General features: G+C 72.3%; 14 protein-coding genes and 1 pseudogene. 8 read left to right on the top strand and 7 right to left on the bottom strand.

Annotated elements, in window-relative coordinates:
- A pseudogene (locus AB0C20_RS16100) lies at window positions 1–95 on the top strand (aldehyde dehydrogenase family protein); the annotation flags it as partial.
- A 92-nt stretch (window positions 96–187) separates the two neighbouring features.
- On the opposite strand, the gene AB0C20_RS16095 reads toward AB0C20_RS16100, so the two are convergent.
- Window positions 188–1,285: a lytic polysaccharide monooxygenase gene (locus tag AB0C20_RS16095; protein WP_357191323.1), complete on the bottom strand. Its 1,098-nt coding sequence runs from the start codon at window positions 1,283–1,285 to the stop codon at window positions 188–190.
- A gap of 367 nt (window positions 1,286–1,652) precedes the next feature.
- Between AB0C20_RS16095 and AB0C20_RS16090 the strand changes: the two genes are divergently transcribed.
- From AB0C20_RS16090 to AB0C20_RS16080, 3 genes are all read left to right on the top strand, one after another.
- Window positions 1,653–2,867, top strand: coding sequence for an XdhC/CoxI family protein (locus AB0C20_RS16090; RefSeq protein ID WP_357191274.1), 1,215 nt, complete (start codon window positions 1,653–1,655; stop codon window positions 2,865–2,867).
- 114 nt (window positions 2,868–2,981) lie between these two features.
- Window positions 2,982–3,917 (top strand): carbohydrate kinase, encoded by a 936-nt coding sequence (locus AB0C20_RS16085; RefSeq protein WP_357191276.1) that lies wholly within the window; start codon window positions 2,982–2,984, stop codon window positions 3,915–3,917.
- 221 nt (window positions 3,918–4,138) lie between these two features.
- Window positions 4,139–5,965 (top strand): alpha-galactosidase, encoded by a 1,827-nt coding sequence (locus AB0C20_RS16080; RefSeq protein WP_357191278.1) that lies wholly within the window; start codon window positions 4,139–4,141, stop codon window positions 5,963–5,965.
- A 6-nt stretch (window positions 5,966–5,971) separates the two neighbouring features.
- Here AB0C20_RS16080 and AB0C20_RS16075 read toward each other — a convergent pair whose 3' ends face one another.
- Window positions 5,972–6,802 carry an MBL fold metallo-hydrolase gene (locus AB0C20_RS16075; RefSeq protein ID WP_357191280.1) on the bottom strand — a complete coding sequence of 277 codons (831 nt, stop codon included), beginning with the start codon at window positions 6,800–6,802 and terminating at the stop codon, window positions 5,972–5,974.
- Window positions 6,799–7,203, bottom strand: coding sequence for a hotdog domain-containing protein (locus AB0C20_RS16070; RefSeq protein WP_030488289.1), 405 nt, complete (start codon window positions 7,201–7,203; stop codon window positions 6,799–6,801). The genes AB0C20_RS16075 and AB0C20_RS16070 overlap by 4 nt, the downstream gene beginning before the upstream one ends.
- A gap of 128 nt (window positions 7,204–7,331) precedes the next feature.
- Between AB0C20_RS16070 and AB0C20_RS16065 the strand changes: the two genes are divergently transcribed.
- Window positions 7,332–8,408, top strand: coding sequence for a phosphatase PAP2 family protein (locus AB0C20_RS16065; protein WP_357191283.1), 1,077 nt, complete (start codon window positions 7,332–7,334; stop codon window positions 8,406–8,408).
- Window positions 8,409–8,554: 146 nt separating this feature from the next.
- Here AB0C20_RS16065 and AB0C20_RS16060 read toward each other — a convergent pair whose 3' ends face one another.
- From AB0C20_RS16060 to AB0C20_RS16050, 3 genes are all read right to left on the bottom strand, one after another.
- Window positions 8,555–10,036, bottom strand: a complete 1,482-nt coding sequence (locus AB0C20_RS16060; protein ID WP_357191285.1) for a PH domain-containing protein — start codon at window positions 10,034–10,036, stop codon at window positions 8,555–8,557.
- 43 nt (window positions 10,037–10,079) lie between these two features.
- A complete protein-coding gene (locus tag AB0C20_RS16055; protein ID WP_357191325.1) occupies window positions 10,080–10,613 on the bottom strand; it encodes a PH domain-containing protein in 534 nt (177 codons plus the stop codon).
- Window positions 10,614–10,855: 242 nt separating this feature from the next.
- Window positions 10,856–11,086, bottom strand: a complete 231-nt coding sequence (locus AB0C20_RS16050) for a hypothetical protein (protein WP_357191287.1) — start codon at window positions 11,084–11,086, stop codon at window positions 10,856–10,858.
- Window positions 11,087–11,327: 241 nt separating this feature from the next.
- Between AB0C20_RS16050 and AB0C20_RS16045 the strand changes: the two genes are divergently transcribed.
- Genes AB0C20_RS16045 through AB0C20_RS16035 form a run of 3 tightly spaced genes read left to right on the top strand, consistent with a single transcriptional unit; the run spans window position 11,328 to window position 14,352 of the window.
- Complete coding sequence (locus tag AB0C20_RS16045; RefSeq protein ID WP_196924350.1) at window positions 11,328–12,425, top strand: MoxR family ATPase; 1,098 nt, start codon at window positions 11,328–11,330, stop codon at window positions 12,423–12,425.
- Entirely contained in the window at window positions 12,404–13,405 is a 1,002-nt protein-coding gene (locus AB0C20_RS16040; RefSeq protein ID WP_357191327.1) for a DUF58 domain-containing protein, read from the top strand. The genes AB0C20_RS16045 and AB0C20_RS16040 overlap by 22 nt, the downstream gene beginning before the upstream one ends.
- A complete protein-coding gene (locus AB0C20_RS16035; RefSeq protein WP_091403838.1) occupies window positions 13,402–14,352 on the top strand; it encodes a VWA domain-containing protein in 951 nt (316 codons plus the stop codon). Before AB0C20_RS16040 ends, AB0C20_RS16035 begins: the two co-directional genes overlap by 4 nt.
- A 93-nt stretch (window positions 14,353–14,445) precedes the next feature.
- Here the strand turns inward: AB0C20_RS16035 and AB0C20_RS16030 are convergent, their stop codons facing one another.
- Window positions 14,446–14,661 carry a hypothetical protein gene (locus tag AB0C20_RS16030; RefSeq protein WP_196925116.1) on the bottom strand — a complete coding sequence of 72 codons (216 nt, stop codon included), beginning with the start codon at window positions 14,659–14,661 and terminating at the stop codon, window positions 14,446–14,448.
- Between the last annotated feature and the right edge of the window lie 18 nt (window positions 14,662–14,679).

The following is a 14,679-nucleotide window of genomic DNA, read 5'->3' as shown; positions in this document are numbered from 1 at the left end:
CGGTCGGCGTGGTAGCGGTCATCGTGCCGTGGAACCTGCCGCTGCTGCTGCTCACCTGGAAGGTGGCTCCGGCGCTGGCCTGCGGCAACGCCGTCAAGAGGTTTGCGTCATCCGGAACGGCTCCGGTGACGCAAACCTCTTGATCATTTCAGGGTGGTTGTGGTGGTGGTTGTGGTTGGGGTTGGGGTTAGCGGCGGGCGCAGGTGACTGTGGGGAGCCCGTTGGTTCCTGTGGAGCTCGCTAGGAAGCCGAACGTCGTGGTGCCATTCGGTGCGACTGTGCCGTTGTAACCGACGTTCGTCGCCGTCACCGTCGAGCCGGACGATGTCTGGGTGGCACCCCAGATCTGACTGATCGCCTGCCCGTTGGGCCAGGTCCAGTTCGCCGTCCAACCGGCGAACGGCGTACTGCCGTGGTTCATGATCGTGACCTCGCCCTGGAAACCGCCCTGCCAGGTGCTGGACACCTTGTAGGTGGCCATGCAGTCACCGCCGGACGGCGGTGGGGTGGTCGGGTCGGTCGGCGGATCCGTGGGGTCGGTCGGCGGGTCGGTCGGGTCGGTCGGCGGGTCGGTCGGGTCGGTCGGCGTGCCACCCGGACCGACACCGGTGACCTGGCCGCTGCCGCCGTCGAAGGTCACGTCGGAGCAGCCGAAGAAGTTCTCCTGCGAGTCCGAGCGGACCCAACGGGAGTAGATGATGTGCCGGCCACTCTTACCCGACGGCAGGTTGCCGCTGAAGTAGTAGTGCCCGTCGTTGCTGCCGACCGAGCCGCGCTGCGGCGGGTTGGTCACCGTCAGGAACGGCTCCTCCAGGTCACTCCAGGCCAGGGCCCGGGTCGGGCTCCAACTGTTCTTGGTCACGTAGAAGTAGAACGTGCCCGGGTGGTGCGCCCAGTTGCTGTACTTGAAGTCCAACCGCGCGCCGGCGGTCAGGTGGGTCAGCGGCCAGTCGGTGCGGGGCAGGTCGTAGCCGCGGAAACCGGTTGCTCCGCCGCTGCACAGTTGCCCGTCCGGAATGAAGCCGGTGGTGCGGCCGCCAGCGTCGGAGCGCAGCACGCTGAACCAGTTGTACAGCGAGTTCGCTCCGCTCTGGGCCACGGCGGCGGAGCACGCGGGATTGTTCGGCTTGATCTCACCGGTCTGGCTGCGGCCGTCCTGCCAGCACAGGTAGGTGCGGCTGCCCGGCGTCATCGCCGCGCCGTGTGCGGCGGCCGGCTGGGGATTGGACGCCAGGGCGACAGCGCCCAGCGCGAGGGTCGTGGCCGCGGTGAGCAGTGCGGCCATCCGGGAACGGTTCACGGGTTCTCCTGACTCGCGAGGGGCGCTGCCTGAGCCGCCCCGCCGCAATCGGGTGGGATGTGGCGTGATCGCCCGCTGTCGTGAGCGGTGCGACGATCACGGCGACGTGCCCCGGCGGAAAACAGCCAGTGGACGTGCGCCGTCGACGGTCCTGTCCTGGACCGGTGCCCTCGCGTCTAACCAACCCGGCAACCGGCGGCGCCGCAGCCCTCGCACCGCCCGGTACGCGTCATCCCACCACGCCGCGGCGGCCGAGCGCAATAGGACTTCCTCGATGCATCAGAAGACCCGCCGGTCGCCGTCGAACGCCATATCCTGCCTACGGGGAGCGGGAACGGAGAGGCGGCAGCCGGTGCCGGACGTGTTCGACGAGGTGCACCGCCGGTGCCGCGACGGGGAGCCGGTCGCGCTGGCCACAGTGGTGACCACCTGGCACTCCGCCCCGCAGCCGGCCGGTGCCGCCATGGTGGTCGCTACCGACGGCACTGTCATCGGCAGCGTCTCCGGCGGCTGCGTCGAGGCCGATCTCTACGAACGCGCCCGCCGTGTGCTCGGCACCGGCCAACCCGAGCTGTGCCGTTACGGGATCAGCGACGACGACGCGTACACAGTGGGCCTGACCTGCGGCGGCATCCTCGACGTGTTCGTGGAGCGCGTCGACGCGAGCGCCCTGCCGGCGCTGGACGCGGTCGCCGCCGCCCGCCGCAGCGGCCACCCGGCGGCGATCGTCACCTGCGTGGCCGCCGACGCAGGCCCCCGAGCAGCCAGCACCGGCAACGGCCCGGCCGGCACCGACGATCCACCCGCCGACGCGGGCAGTTCTCCGGTCGCCGGGCCGGCCGACCCGGCCCGTCGGCTCGGCCGGCGGCTGGTGCTGACCGGCAAACGGTCCGTCGGCTCGCTCGGCGACGACCGGCTCGACGACGCCGCCAGCGCCGACGCCCTCGGGCTGCTCGCCGCCGGGCGCAGCGGCATGCTCCGGTACGGCTACCACGGGCAGCGCCGAGGCGGCGGCGTCAGCCTCTTCGTGACCGCGCACGCCACCCCACCCCGGATGATCGTCTTCGGTGCGATCGACTTCGCCGCCGCCGTTGCCCGGATCGGCGCGTTCCTCGGCTACCGGGTCACCGTCTGCGACGCCCGGCCGGTCTTCGCCACCGCGCGGCGCTTTCCCGAGGCGGACGAGGTGGTGGTGCAGTGGCCGCACCGCTACCTGCGTACCGAGTTGGCGGCCGATCGGCTCGACGAGCGGACGGTGCTGTGCGTACTCACCCACGACCCCAGGTTCGACGTGCCGCTGCTGGAGCTGGCGCTGCGCCACCCATTGGCGTACGTCGGCGCGATGGGCTCACGACGCACCCACGACGAGCGACACAAGCTGCTGAGCGAGGCGGGGCTCAGCCCGGAGCAGCTCGCCCGCCTCGCCTCCCCGATCGGGTTGGATCTCGGTGGTCGTACCCCCGAGGAGACCGCAGTGAGTGTGGCCGCGCAGATCGTCGCGGCCCGGTGGGGCGGCACCGGTCGCCCCCTCGCGGTACTCGACGGGCCGATCCACCAGCCGGGGTAGCGCGCAGGTCGGTGCGTGGCCTTCGGCGCCCATCGGGGCGTGCGCTGTGCCAGCCTGGTGCCACGGAGATCGGCTCGGCGATCGGCGGCCGGTGGCGACGACGAGAGGATCGGCATGGGATACGCGGTGGTGCTCGGCGAAGCGCTCGTCGACCTGCTGGACAGCGAGCTCGACGGTGAGCGGGTCTATCGGCAGGCCATCGGCGGCGGGCCGCTGAACGTCGCCGTCGGGGTGGCCCGACTCGGCGGTGCGGCACAGTTCGTCGGCTCGCTCGGTGACGACGCGCTGGGCGGCCGGATTCGCGCCTTCCTCACCGCTGCCGACGTCGGGGTGGCCGGTGCGATCACGGTCCCGGCGCCGACCACGCTCGCGGTGGTCACGTACGCCGGGCCGGAGCCGGACTTCCGTTTCTACGGCGAGCCGCCCTCCTACGGCCTGCTCGGCCCCGACGACCTGGACCTGGCGTTGCTGGAGGGCGCCGACGTGCTCTACTGCGGCTCTATAGTTCTGCTGCGACCCGACACGCTGGCCGCCGCCCGCCGGGCCTGGTCGCTCGCCCCCGGCCTGCGGGTCTTCGACCCGAACGTACGTCCCCGGCTGCTGCACGGGCCGGCAGCGCTGGAAGGGCTGCGCGAGGTGGTGGCCGAGTTCGCCGCCGGCGCGCACCTGGTCAAGCTGAGCGCCGCCGACGCGGTGCTGCTCTATCCCGGTGAGCCGGTCGAGGGGGTGGCGGCGTACCTGCGTGAGTTGGGGGCGGCCACCGTGGTGGTGACGCTCGGCGCGGCCGGTGCGGTGCTGGCCGCCACCGACGCCGACCCGGTCCGGGTGCCGGCCCCCAAGGTCGACGCGATCGACGCCACCGGCGCTGGTGACTCCGTGATGGCCGCGCTGATCGCCGACCTGCTGCGCGACGGCGAGCCGGCGGTCCCGTCGGGCTGGGCCGATCGCGTCGCCTTCGCGCTGCGGGTTGCCGGCCTGGTCTGCGAATCCCCGGGCGGCGCCACCGCCATGCCCACCCGCGCCGCGGTCCAAAACCGCTACAACACCTAACCCCCCACGCCCCGCCCCGCCCCCACCCCCTCCGCGCCGATCTTGCACTTTCGGTCGTCAGTTGGTCCGCTTTGGTCATCTTTGACGCCACAGAGAGTGCAAGATCGCGGCAGCAAGGAGGGTGGGGGTGGGGATGGGGGAGCGTGGTTGACCTCGGGGCTTTGTGAGCGTTAACATCGACGAAGCGCGATGGAAGCGTGGGCGCTGGCGGGGAGGCTCTGATGCGGGTGGTTCTGGTACCTCTGGCGTTTCGCCGTGTCGCGGCCCTACTGGCCATGCTGCTCGTGGCTGCCGGGATGATCGTCGCCGACCCGCCCGAGCGAGCGGCCGCGTGGGACAACGGGGTGGCCGACACCCCGCCGATGGGGTGGAACAGCTACGACTCGTTCAACTGGAGCGTCACCGAGGCCGACGTCCGGGCCAACGCCGACTACATGGGCACCAACCTGCGGGAGTTCGGCTGGGAGTACGTGGTGATCGACTGGGCCTGGTACTACCCCGGTCAGCACAACAACAGCCCCAACCAGGACGCGAACCTGCAACCCCGGCTCCGGATGGACGCCAACGGACGGCTGCTGCCGGACACCACCCGGTTCCCCTCCGCCGCCGGTGAGAACGGGTTCAAGCCGCTCGCCGACTACGTGCACGCGAAGGGGCTGAAGTTTGGCGTCCACCTGATGCGCGGCATTCCCCGTCAGGCGGTCGCCGACAACGTCCCGATCCTCGGCACCACCTGCCGCGCCAACCAGATCAACAACACCACCACCGCGAACTGGCTCAACCTGATGTGGGGCCTGAACATGTCCAACCCCTGCGCGCAGACCTACCTGGACTCGATGTTCCAGTTGCTGGCGTCCTGGGGAGTCGACTACGTGAAGGTGGACGACATCGCCGCCCCGACGTACCGGCAGTCGGAGGTCGAGGGATACCGACTGGCCATCCAGCGCAGCGGCCGCCCGATGGTGCTGAGCCTGTCGCCCGGCCCGACCTCGCTGGCCAGCGGCGCACACGTCCAGGCCAACGCGCACATGTGGCGGATCGTCAACGACCTGTGGGACAACTGGTCGTCAGTGGACGCGCTCTTCGACCAACTGCGCAACTGGACCCCGTACCGCACCACCGGCGCCTGGCCCGACGCCGACATGATCCCGATCGGCCGGCTCTCCAAGTACGGGCCGGTCGGGTCGCCGCGGTACTCCAACCTGACCTCCGACGAGCAGCGCACCCTGATGTCGCTCTGGGCAATCAACCGGGCGCCGCTGATGTGGGGCGGCAACCTGGTCGAGAACCGCGCCGCGGAGCTGGCCTTGATGACCAACGCCGCGGTCATCGGGGTCAACCAGAACAGCGCTAACAACCGTCAGCTCTACGGCGGCAGCCAGCAGGTGTGGGTCGCCGACGTGCCGGGCAGCAACCATCGGTACGTCGCCCTCTTCAACCGCAACAGCAGCGCGGCACAGGTGTCGGTGAACCTCGCCGACCTCGGGATCGGAGCGGCCACAGTGACCGACCTGTGGTCCGGCGCGGCACTCGGCACGGTGACCGGCACCCTCACCCGGTCGCTCCCGGCCCACGGATCCGGGCTGTACCGGCTGGCCCCGGACACCACGGTGCCGGTGCCGACCACGTACACCCTCGCCGCGCGGCACAGCGGAAAGCTGCTGGACGTCTACAACAACGCCACCACCGACGGCGCCGAGATGGTGCAGTGGGCAGCGAACGGTCAGCCCAACCAGCGGTGGCGCTTCCAGGATGCGGGTGGCGGTTACCAGACGGTGGTCAGCGCGCACAGCGGCAAGTGCCTCGACGTCAACGGTGGCGCGAGCGCTACCGCCGACGGGGTCCGCGTGATCCAGTGGAGCTGCAACGGCGGCACCAACCAGCAGTGGCGCGTACAGGATCTCGGCTCGGGGTACGTGCAGCTCGTCGCCCGACACAGCGGCAAGTGCCTGGAGGTGCTCAACGCCGCCACCACCGACGGTGCCCGCCTGGCCCAGTGGACGTGTGGCACCGGCACCCACCAGCAGTGGCGCCGTACCGCGGCGTAGAACCGGTTAACCCGTGCCGGTCAGTTCCTGGTAGCCGCGGTGGGCGGCGACCAGGGCCGGGCGGGCCCCGAAGGGCGCCTCGGCGGCCACCCGCTCCGGCGGGGCGCTGCCGGTGTGCCCGGCCCGGATCAGCCAGGCCAGCTTCGCCAGCTCCGCGTGCTGGGCCCGCACGAAGTCGACGTCCACCGGGTCGCCGTGGCCCGGGATCACCACGGTGCGCGCGGTGGTCAGCCGCAGCAGGTCCGCGACCGCGTCCGGCCACTGCAAGGGGTACGAGTCCTCGAAGGCGGGCGGGCCGCTCTGCTCCACCAGGTCCCCGGCGACCAACACGTCGGCGTCCGGCACGTGCACCACCAGGTCGGCCTCGGTGTGCCCCCGCCCCGGGTGGCGCAGCAGCACCCGTCGACCGCCCAGGTCGAGGACCGTCTCGACGTGCACTGTGTGCGTGGGAGCGAGCAGCGGGGTGTCGGCCAGCTCGGCGGCGAGCGCCGGGTGCTCAGTGCGCAACTCCTCGTACGCCTCCCGGCGCAGCCGCTCCGGCTCCTCGCGCAGGGCGGCGGCGGCCAGTTCGTGCGCGTACACCGGGCGGGGTGGGTCGCCGGCCAGGACGGCGTTGCCGAAGCAGTGGTCGTAGTGGTGGTGGGTGTTGACAATCGTCAACGGACGGTCGGTGACCGCCCGGACGGCAGCGGCCAGCTCGGTGGCCTGGGCGGCCGAGGAGAGCGTGTCCACCAGGAGCGCCTCGTCGTCGCCGACGACCAGTGTGACGTTGACCCGCAGCAGCGGTTCGGCCAGCACGTGCACCCGGTCGGCGACCTCGACGAAGCCGGCGTTCACGACGCCCGCCCGGCCCGTTCGACGAAGCGTCCCCGGTCGACCAGGATCCGGTCCACCCGGCCCCTGGCCACCGTCTGGTCGCCGTCGCTGACAGTGACCTCGAACGACAGCCGGCGTCCGTCGACGGTCGCCAGCAGCGCCTGCGCGCGGACCGTCCGGCCGACCACTGTCGGCGCCAGGTGCTCCAACTCGACCCGGGTGCCCACTGTCGTCGACCCGGGCGGCATCCCGGTCGCCGTCGCCGCGACGGTGGCCGCCTCGGCAAGTGCCAGCACCCGGGGAGTGCCCAGCACCGGTACGTCCCCGGAACCGACCGCCTGGGCGGTGTCCGCGTCGGTGACTGTCAACTCGACCTGGGCCGTCAGACCCGGCGCGAAGGCCGGCTCGGGCTGCTCCTGCATGGTCGTCAGCCTAGGTGCTCACCGGACGCGTCGAGCACGCGCCCGACGAACCGGGCCCGACCACCCCTCGACGTGCAACGGGTGGTCCCCGTCGGTCGATGCCGTACCCGTCGTTAACCTTGACCCCGATGGCCGTCGTGACTGACCCCCAGCCCCCCGCCCGGACCGACCCGCCCGCGTCCCCGGACGGGGGTCGTCGGCGCGTCGTCGCCATGACCGTCTGGGCGGTCGCCTTCGTCGCCGCGTGGCTGGCCATCGGGCTGCCCACCGACCCGGCCTACGCCTTCGTCTGGATCTGGCTCGCGACCATCGCCTGGAACAGCGAACGGCCGTGGCGTAGTCACCTGCGCTTCGCCCGGGACTGGGTGCCGGTGGTGCTGCTGTTCGTGATCTACAACCTCTCGCGCGGATTCGCTGACAACGGGGCCACGCCGCACGCGATGGAGCTGATCGTCGCCGACCGGTTCATGTTCGGCTGGGCCACCGGCGGTGAGGTGCCCACCGTCTGGTTGCAGCAGCACTTCTACCACCCGCAGGTGCACTGGTGGGATGTCGCGGCGAGCTGGGTGTACTTCTCCCACTTCGTGGTGGCGCTGGCCGCCGCCGCTGTGCTCTGGCTGCGCGACCGGCACCGCTGGGCCGCGTACATGCGGCGCTGGGGTTTCCTCTGCGCGGCCGGCCTGGTGACCTACTTCATCTACCCGGCCGCCCCGCCCTGGTGGGCGGCGCAGAACGGCCTGCTCACCGAGGTCGCCCGGATCTCGACCCGGGGTTGGAAGGCGTTCGGCATGCACGGCGCCGGCAACGTCCTCAACGCCGGTCAGATCGCCTCCAACCCGGTCGCCGCGATGCCGTCGCTGCACACGGCGTGGGCGTTGTTCGTGGTGTTGTTCTTCCTGACCGCCACCCGTCGTCGCTGGTGGCCGCTGCTGCTCGCGTACCCGCTGGCGATGACCTTCACCCTGGTCTACTCGGGTGAGCACTACGTGATCGACGTGCTGGTCGGCTGGGCCTACGTGGGGCTGACCTTCCTGGTGGTCGGTCTGGCGGAGCGCGGCTGGGCGGCCTGGCGGGTCCGCCACCCGAGCGCCAAGGCGGCACGGTCCACGGAGCAGCCCACCGACCCCCCGCCCGGCCAACCTGAGCCCCCAACGCCACGGGAACCAGACACCACCACCCACCCCGCAGTCCCCGCCGACCACTGACCCACCCTCCGGGGCTCCCCAGGCCCCTCTCGGTCCGGCCGGGCCGCGATCCGTTGATCATGAAGTTGCCCCGACACGCCGTGCGGGAGTGCAATAACTCCATGATCACCGCCCGCGGGCGGGCGGGCGGGTTGGCTGGGTGGGGGTCAGGGTTGGGTTCGGGCTTGGTGGGCTCTTTCGGTCAGTTCGGCTGCCAGGGCCCAGGCCTCTGCCAGGTCGCGGTCCTGGGCGGTGGCGCCGGAGCCACCAGCGGTGTCCGCGTGGACGGTGGCCAAGCCGAGACGGCGCTGGAGGGGCCCCTGGACCACTCGTACGCTCTGGATCCGGGCGTACGGCACGATCACCAACTGCCGGGTGAGCCGCCCGGACCGGGTGGCGAACACCCGCTCGAACAGCCCCGCGCCGAACGCGGTACGGCCCAGCGGGTGCAGCCAGCGGGTGCGGCGCGGCGGCGGGCTCAGCGTGAGCGCGTCGAGGCGTACCCCGGGAAGCACCTCGGCGACGATCATCGTCGCCGTCGGCAGGTCGCCGACCGGCAGCAGCCGGTCGGGCCGGTTGCGGTCGTCGGCCTCCGTGACGGAGTAACCGGCCACCTCCAGCCGTAGCCGCAGCCAGCCCTTCATCCGCCACAGCAGCGGCCAGGTGGCCCGCACGGTCTGCACCCGCTCCAGGGGCACGGTCTGCGCCCGCGTCTCCAGCAGGCCGTTGTGCACCCGCAGCGTGCCGCCGTCGCGGGCCAGCCGGAAGTTCCAGTCGTCGAGGACCCGGCGGATCGGTTGCAGCAGCACACCCGCCATCGCGGTCAGGGTGCTCGCCACCGCGACGAACGACCACGAACCGGCGGTGAGGAACTGCACCACGACGAAGGCCACACCGAACGGGAGCAGGAACGCCTGCGGGGTGAGCAGTTGGCTGATCAGCAGGTTCTGGTTGCGTACCGCGTGCAGTGGCCGGCCCGGCACGGCAGCCGGTGGCGCCGTCGCACCCGGTGCCACCGGGGCCGCCGCGTCGCCGGGCGCGGGCTGCTGCGCCACCCGCCCGGCCAGCGCCAGCAGACGCTCGCGCAGCACTGCCGCGTCGGCCACCCCGAGGTACGCCAGTGGCGCCTCGGTCTTGCCTCCGCCGACCACCTCCAGGCGCAGCTCGGCCAGGCCGGTGAGCTGGGCGAGCAGTGGCCGGACCACCTCCACCGCCTGCAACCGCTCCAACGGGATGGCCCGGGTACGCCGCCAGAGCAGCCCTTCGTACACCCGTAGTTCCCGGCCGACGACGTGGTAGCCGGTGTTGTACCAGCTGATCACCGACAGCACTGTCGCGCCGAGCGCCAGCACCGCCACCATTGCGGCGAACCAGCCGAAGCCCACCCGGGACAGTGTCGACCAGGACAGCCCGGCGATCACCACGACCAGGGACTTGGCGCCGTGCAGCACCGGGCTGAGCGGATGCAGTCGCTGCCGGGGTTCGCCCTCGCCGCCGGCCGGCGGCGCCGGCCACGGCGCAGGCGTGCCGGGCGGCACCGGCCCAGGCGGTGCCGAGCCAGCGGCTGCCGAGCCAACGGGCAGCACCGGCCCCGGTGGCGTCGGGCCGGTGGGGGGCACTGTGCTCGGCTCGGCGGGCCCGTCGCTCATCGGCGCGGCCCTCGGTGCGGTCGGCGGCTGCCCGCGCGGGTGCTCACAGCCCCTCCGCCCGGTCCTCGCCGAGCGCTGTGAGTCGATCGCGCAGCCGGGACGCCTCCGCCGGACGCAGCCCGGGCACCCGGGCGTCGCTCGCCGCCGCCGCGGTGTGCAACTGCACGGTGGCCAGGTCGAAGGCGCGCTCCAACGGCCCGGCGCTCACGTCGACGAACTGCATCCGCGAGTACGGCACTATGGAGAGCCGGCGGACCAGCAGCCCGTGCCGGACCAGCAGGTCGTTCTCCCGCTCGGCGTACCCCCAGGCCCGGACCGCGCGGACGATCGCGACGGCCCGCCACGCGCCGAGCACCAGCACGACGGCCACGGCGAGCCCGAACAACCAGTGACCGCTGAGCGCCCAGCCGACACCGGTCACCGCCAGCCCGATGGCGACCACGATCGCCAGCCGGATCAGCTCCACCCAGATCAGGTCGGTGGAGATCGGCTGCCAGTTGACAGTGTCCGGCCAGGGCTCCAACGGACCCCGACCACCCGGCGCGGCCGTCAGCAGCGCACCGGGGTCGGGCGGCAGGAGGCCCGGGGGCGGCAGGTCGGGCGCGCGCTGGTCGGCGGCTGGTGCCGGCCGGTGACCGGGTGGCAGCGCGCCCGGTGGCAGCGGGGCGGGCGTCGAGGCATCCGGCGCGGTGGGCTCCGGGCCGAGCGTGCCGGGTGCCGGGAACGCGCCGGGCGGCGGGTCGACGCCGGGTGGTGCGGTGGCCGGGGTGGGCGGCCAGGACGGGGAGGTGGGGCCGGGGGAAGCCGGAGGGTCGCCGCTCACAGGTCGAGCGTAGGCGATCCGGGCACCGGAGTGACGGCACGCAGGAAGCCTCGAGCGTCGAGGAAGTCACCGAGGCTGCCCCGGTGCGCGGCGCAGGCCAACCAGGTCTTGCGCCGATCGGCGTCGTGCAGACGGGGATTGTTCCACTCCAGCGCCCAGACGGCGGTGGACCGGCAGCCCCGGGCCGAACAGACCAGGGCCTCATCGGCGGGGGAGGGGATGCTCATCCCGGCCAGTCTAGGGCGGCGGGACGGAGAGTTTGAGCGCCGGGCGACCACGGGGGGAGCCGCCCGGCGACGGGGTGAATCGTACACGCGGCGGGCCGGTCCGTGCACACCCGCGATGCGTGATTCGGCCGGTGGGGACGGCGCGGTCAAAATCGGCTTCTCCCCACCTCGACACTCAGCAAGGCGTGCGAGTCTTGATACCGCACGAGCCGCGACGACCGACAAACGCTGTGGAGGACCGGTGGCCCAGCCGACCATGCCCGACGCCCCGACGCCGAACGGAGCGGCACCTGCCCCGGTGACCACACCCGCGCAGGACGCCACCCTGCTGGAGAAGGGCCTGTTCGAGATCAAACGTGTGATCGTCGGGCAGGACCGGATGGTGGAGCGGATGTTCGTCGCGCTGCTCGCCCGCGGTCACTGCCTGCTCGAAGGCGTGCCCGGGGTGGCGAAGACCCTGGCGGTGGAGACCCTCGCCAAGGTCGTCGGTGGGTCCTTCGCCCGGGTCCAGTTCACCCCGGACCTGGTGCCCGCCGACATCATGGGCACCCGGATCTACCGGCAGTCGAGCGAGAAGTTCGACGTCGAGTTGGGCCCGGTCTTCGTCAACTTCCTGCTCGCCGACGAGATCAACCGGGCGCCGGCGAAGGTGCAGTCCGCGCTGCTGGAGGTCATGAGTGAGCGGCAGGTGTCCATCGGTGGGGAGAGCCACCGGGTGCCGGACCCGTTCCTGGTGATGGCCACCCAGAACCCGATCGAGCAGGAGGGCGTCTACCCGCTGCCGGAGGCACAGCGGGACCGGTTCCTCATGAAGATCGTGGTGGGCTACCCGACCGACGCGGAGGAACGGGAGATCGTCTACCGGATGGGCGTGGCCGCGCCCGAGCCGACCGCGGTGTTCGACACCCCGGAGCTGATCGCCCTGCAACGTAAGGCGGACCAGGTCTTCGTCCACAACGCCCTTGTCGACTACGCGGTCCGGTTGGTGCTGGCCACCCGGGCCCCGGCCGAGCACGGCATGCCCGACGTCGCGCAACTGATCCAGTACGGGGCCAGCCCGCGTGCCTCGCTGGGTCTGGTCCGGGCCACCCGCGCCCTCGCGCTGCTGCGTGGGCGTGACTACGCGCTGCCGCAGGACGTGCAGGACATCGCGCCGGACATCCTGCGGCACCGGTTGGTGCTCAGCTACGACGCGCTCGCCGACGACGTACCCGCCGACCACATCGTGCAGCGGGTGATGTCGACGATCCCGCTCCCGGCTGTCGCTCCCCGGCAGCAGGCCACCCCACCGTCGATCGCGCCGCCGCCGGGCGCTGGCTGGCCCGGGCAGCGCCCGTGACCTCACCCACCCCTCGTCCGGCCCCCCTCGCCGACCGTAGCGAGGCCGTGCTGTCCCGGCTTCAGCTGCTCGTCACCCGCAAGCTCGACGGTCTGCTGCAGGGCGACTACGCCGGCCTGCTGCCCGGACCGGGCAGTGAGGCGGGTGAGTCCCGGGAGTACCGCGCCGGTGACGACGTGCGCCGGATGGACTGGCCGGTCACGGCGCGGACCACCACACCGCACGTGCGGCGTACGGTCGCCGATCGGGAGCTGGAGACCTGGCTCGCGCTGGACCTCTCCGCCAGCCTGGACTTCGGGACCGGGCAGTGGCTCAAACGGGAGGTGGTGGTGGCTGCCGCGGCCGCCATCACCCACCTGACAGTGCGCGGGGGTAACCGGATCGGCGCCGTGATCGGCACCGGCGGCGGGGTTTCCGCGCCGGCGCGACGGTGGCGGGGCGGGCCACCGCCGTCCGGGCCCGGGGTGCTCACCCGGCTGCCGGCCCGCTCCGGGCGCAAGGAGGCGCAGGGCCTGCTGCGTGCCGTCGCCGGCACCGCCATCCAGCCCGGCCGTGGTGATCTTGGCGCGCTGATCGAGATGCTCAACCGTCCGCCCCGCCGTCGCGGGGTGGCGGTGGTGGTCTCGGACTTCCTCGCGCCGGCCGAGCAGTGGGCGCGGCCGATGCGCAAGCTGCGCGTCCGCCACGACGTGCTGGCGATCGAGGTGGTCGACCCGCGTGAGCTGGAGCTGCCCGACGTGGGCGTGTTGCCGGTGGTCGACCCGGAGAGCGGCGAGCTGCACGAGGTGCAGACCGCCGACCCGCGGCTGCGGCAGCGCTACGCCGAGGCCGCCGCCGCCCAACGAGCCGCCATCGCCGCCGCCCTGCGTGGCGCCGGTGCGGCCCACCTGCGTCTGCGTACCGACCGAGACTGGCTGCTGGACATGGTGCGATTCGTGGCCGCGCAGCGGCACGCGCGTACCCGGGGGACGACACGATGATCCGTTTTCTGCAACCGTGGTGGCTGCTGGCTGTGCTGCCGGTCTTCGCCCTCGCCGCGTTCTACGTCTGGCGGCAGCTGCACCGTCGGGCGTACGCGATGCGGTTCACCAATGTGGACCTGCTGCGTACTGTCGCGCCGAAGGGCCTGGGCTGGCGTCGGCACGTCCCGGCGACCGCGTTCCTGCTCTGCCTGCTGGTGCTGGCCACCGCGCTGGCCCGTCCCGCTGTGGACACCAAGGAGCCGCTGGAGCGGGCCACAGTGATGCTCGCCATCGACGTGTCGTTGTCGATGCAGGCCGACGATGTGGCGCCGAACCGACTGGAGGCGGCCCAGGAGGCGGCCAAGCAGTTCGTCAGTGAGCTGCCGGAGAGCTACAACCTGGGGCTCGTGTCGTTCGCCAAGGCGGCCAACGTGCTGGTGCCGCCGGGCAAGGACCGGGACGCGGTGACCAGCGCCATCGACGGACTGGTGCTGGCCGAGGCGACAGCGACCGGCGAGGCGGTGTTCACCTGCCTGGAGGCGATCCGGTCGGTGCCGACCGACGGCGCGGCGGGCATTCCGCCGGCACGGATCGTGCTGCTCTCCGACGGCTTCCGGACCTCCGGTCGGGCGGTGGAGGAGGCGGCGGCGGCCGCGCAGGCGGCCAACGTTCCGGTCTCCACCATCGCCTTCGGCACCGACACCGGTCAGGTCGACATCGGCGGGCAGTTGCAGCGGGTGCCGGTGGACCGGTTGGCCCTCGCCGAGCTGGCCGAGACCACCGAGGGTTACTTCTACGAGGCGGCCTCGGTGAGCGAGTTGAAGCAGGTCTACCAGGACATGGGCAGCTCGATCGGGTTCCGCACCGAGCCGCGTGAGGTGACCCAGTGGTACGCCGGGGTGGCGTTGCTGCTGGCGCTCTGCGCGGGCGCGTTCAGTCTGCTCTGGTCGTCCCGGATGCTGTAGCCGGTGCGCCGGCGGCGGTGTACGACCGCCGCCGCCGGCACCAGCACGAGGCAGCGTCAGCCAGCGGTCGGCGACACAGCCGGCCCGGAGCGGTCAGTGACCGCCACCGGCGAGCACGAAGACGATGGCCACCCAGACGGCGGCGAGGGTGAAGCCCAGCGGGGCGACGTAGCGGCTCATGACGGCTCCGGGTGGCGGCTGGACGGTCCGCGTGCGGGGGCGGACCGCAGGGGGTGGGGACGCGCACACGAAGTCGTGACCGGGCGGCTCCCGGCGACCGCCCGGGATCGGGCGGCGCGGCACACTCACCTCGGCAGGTGCCGACGT

Source organism: Micromonospora sp. NPDC048843, from assembly GCF_040649965.1.
GTDB classification, from domain to species: Bacteria; Actinomycetota; Actinomycetes; order Mycobacteriales; family Micromonosporaceae; genus Micromonospora; species Micromonospora hortensis.
Note: the sequence above shows the minus strand (reverse complement) of the source record. Positions and strands in the feature narration are given on the sequence as shown.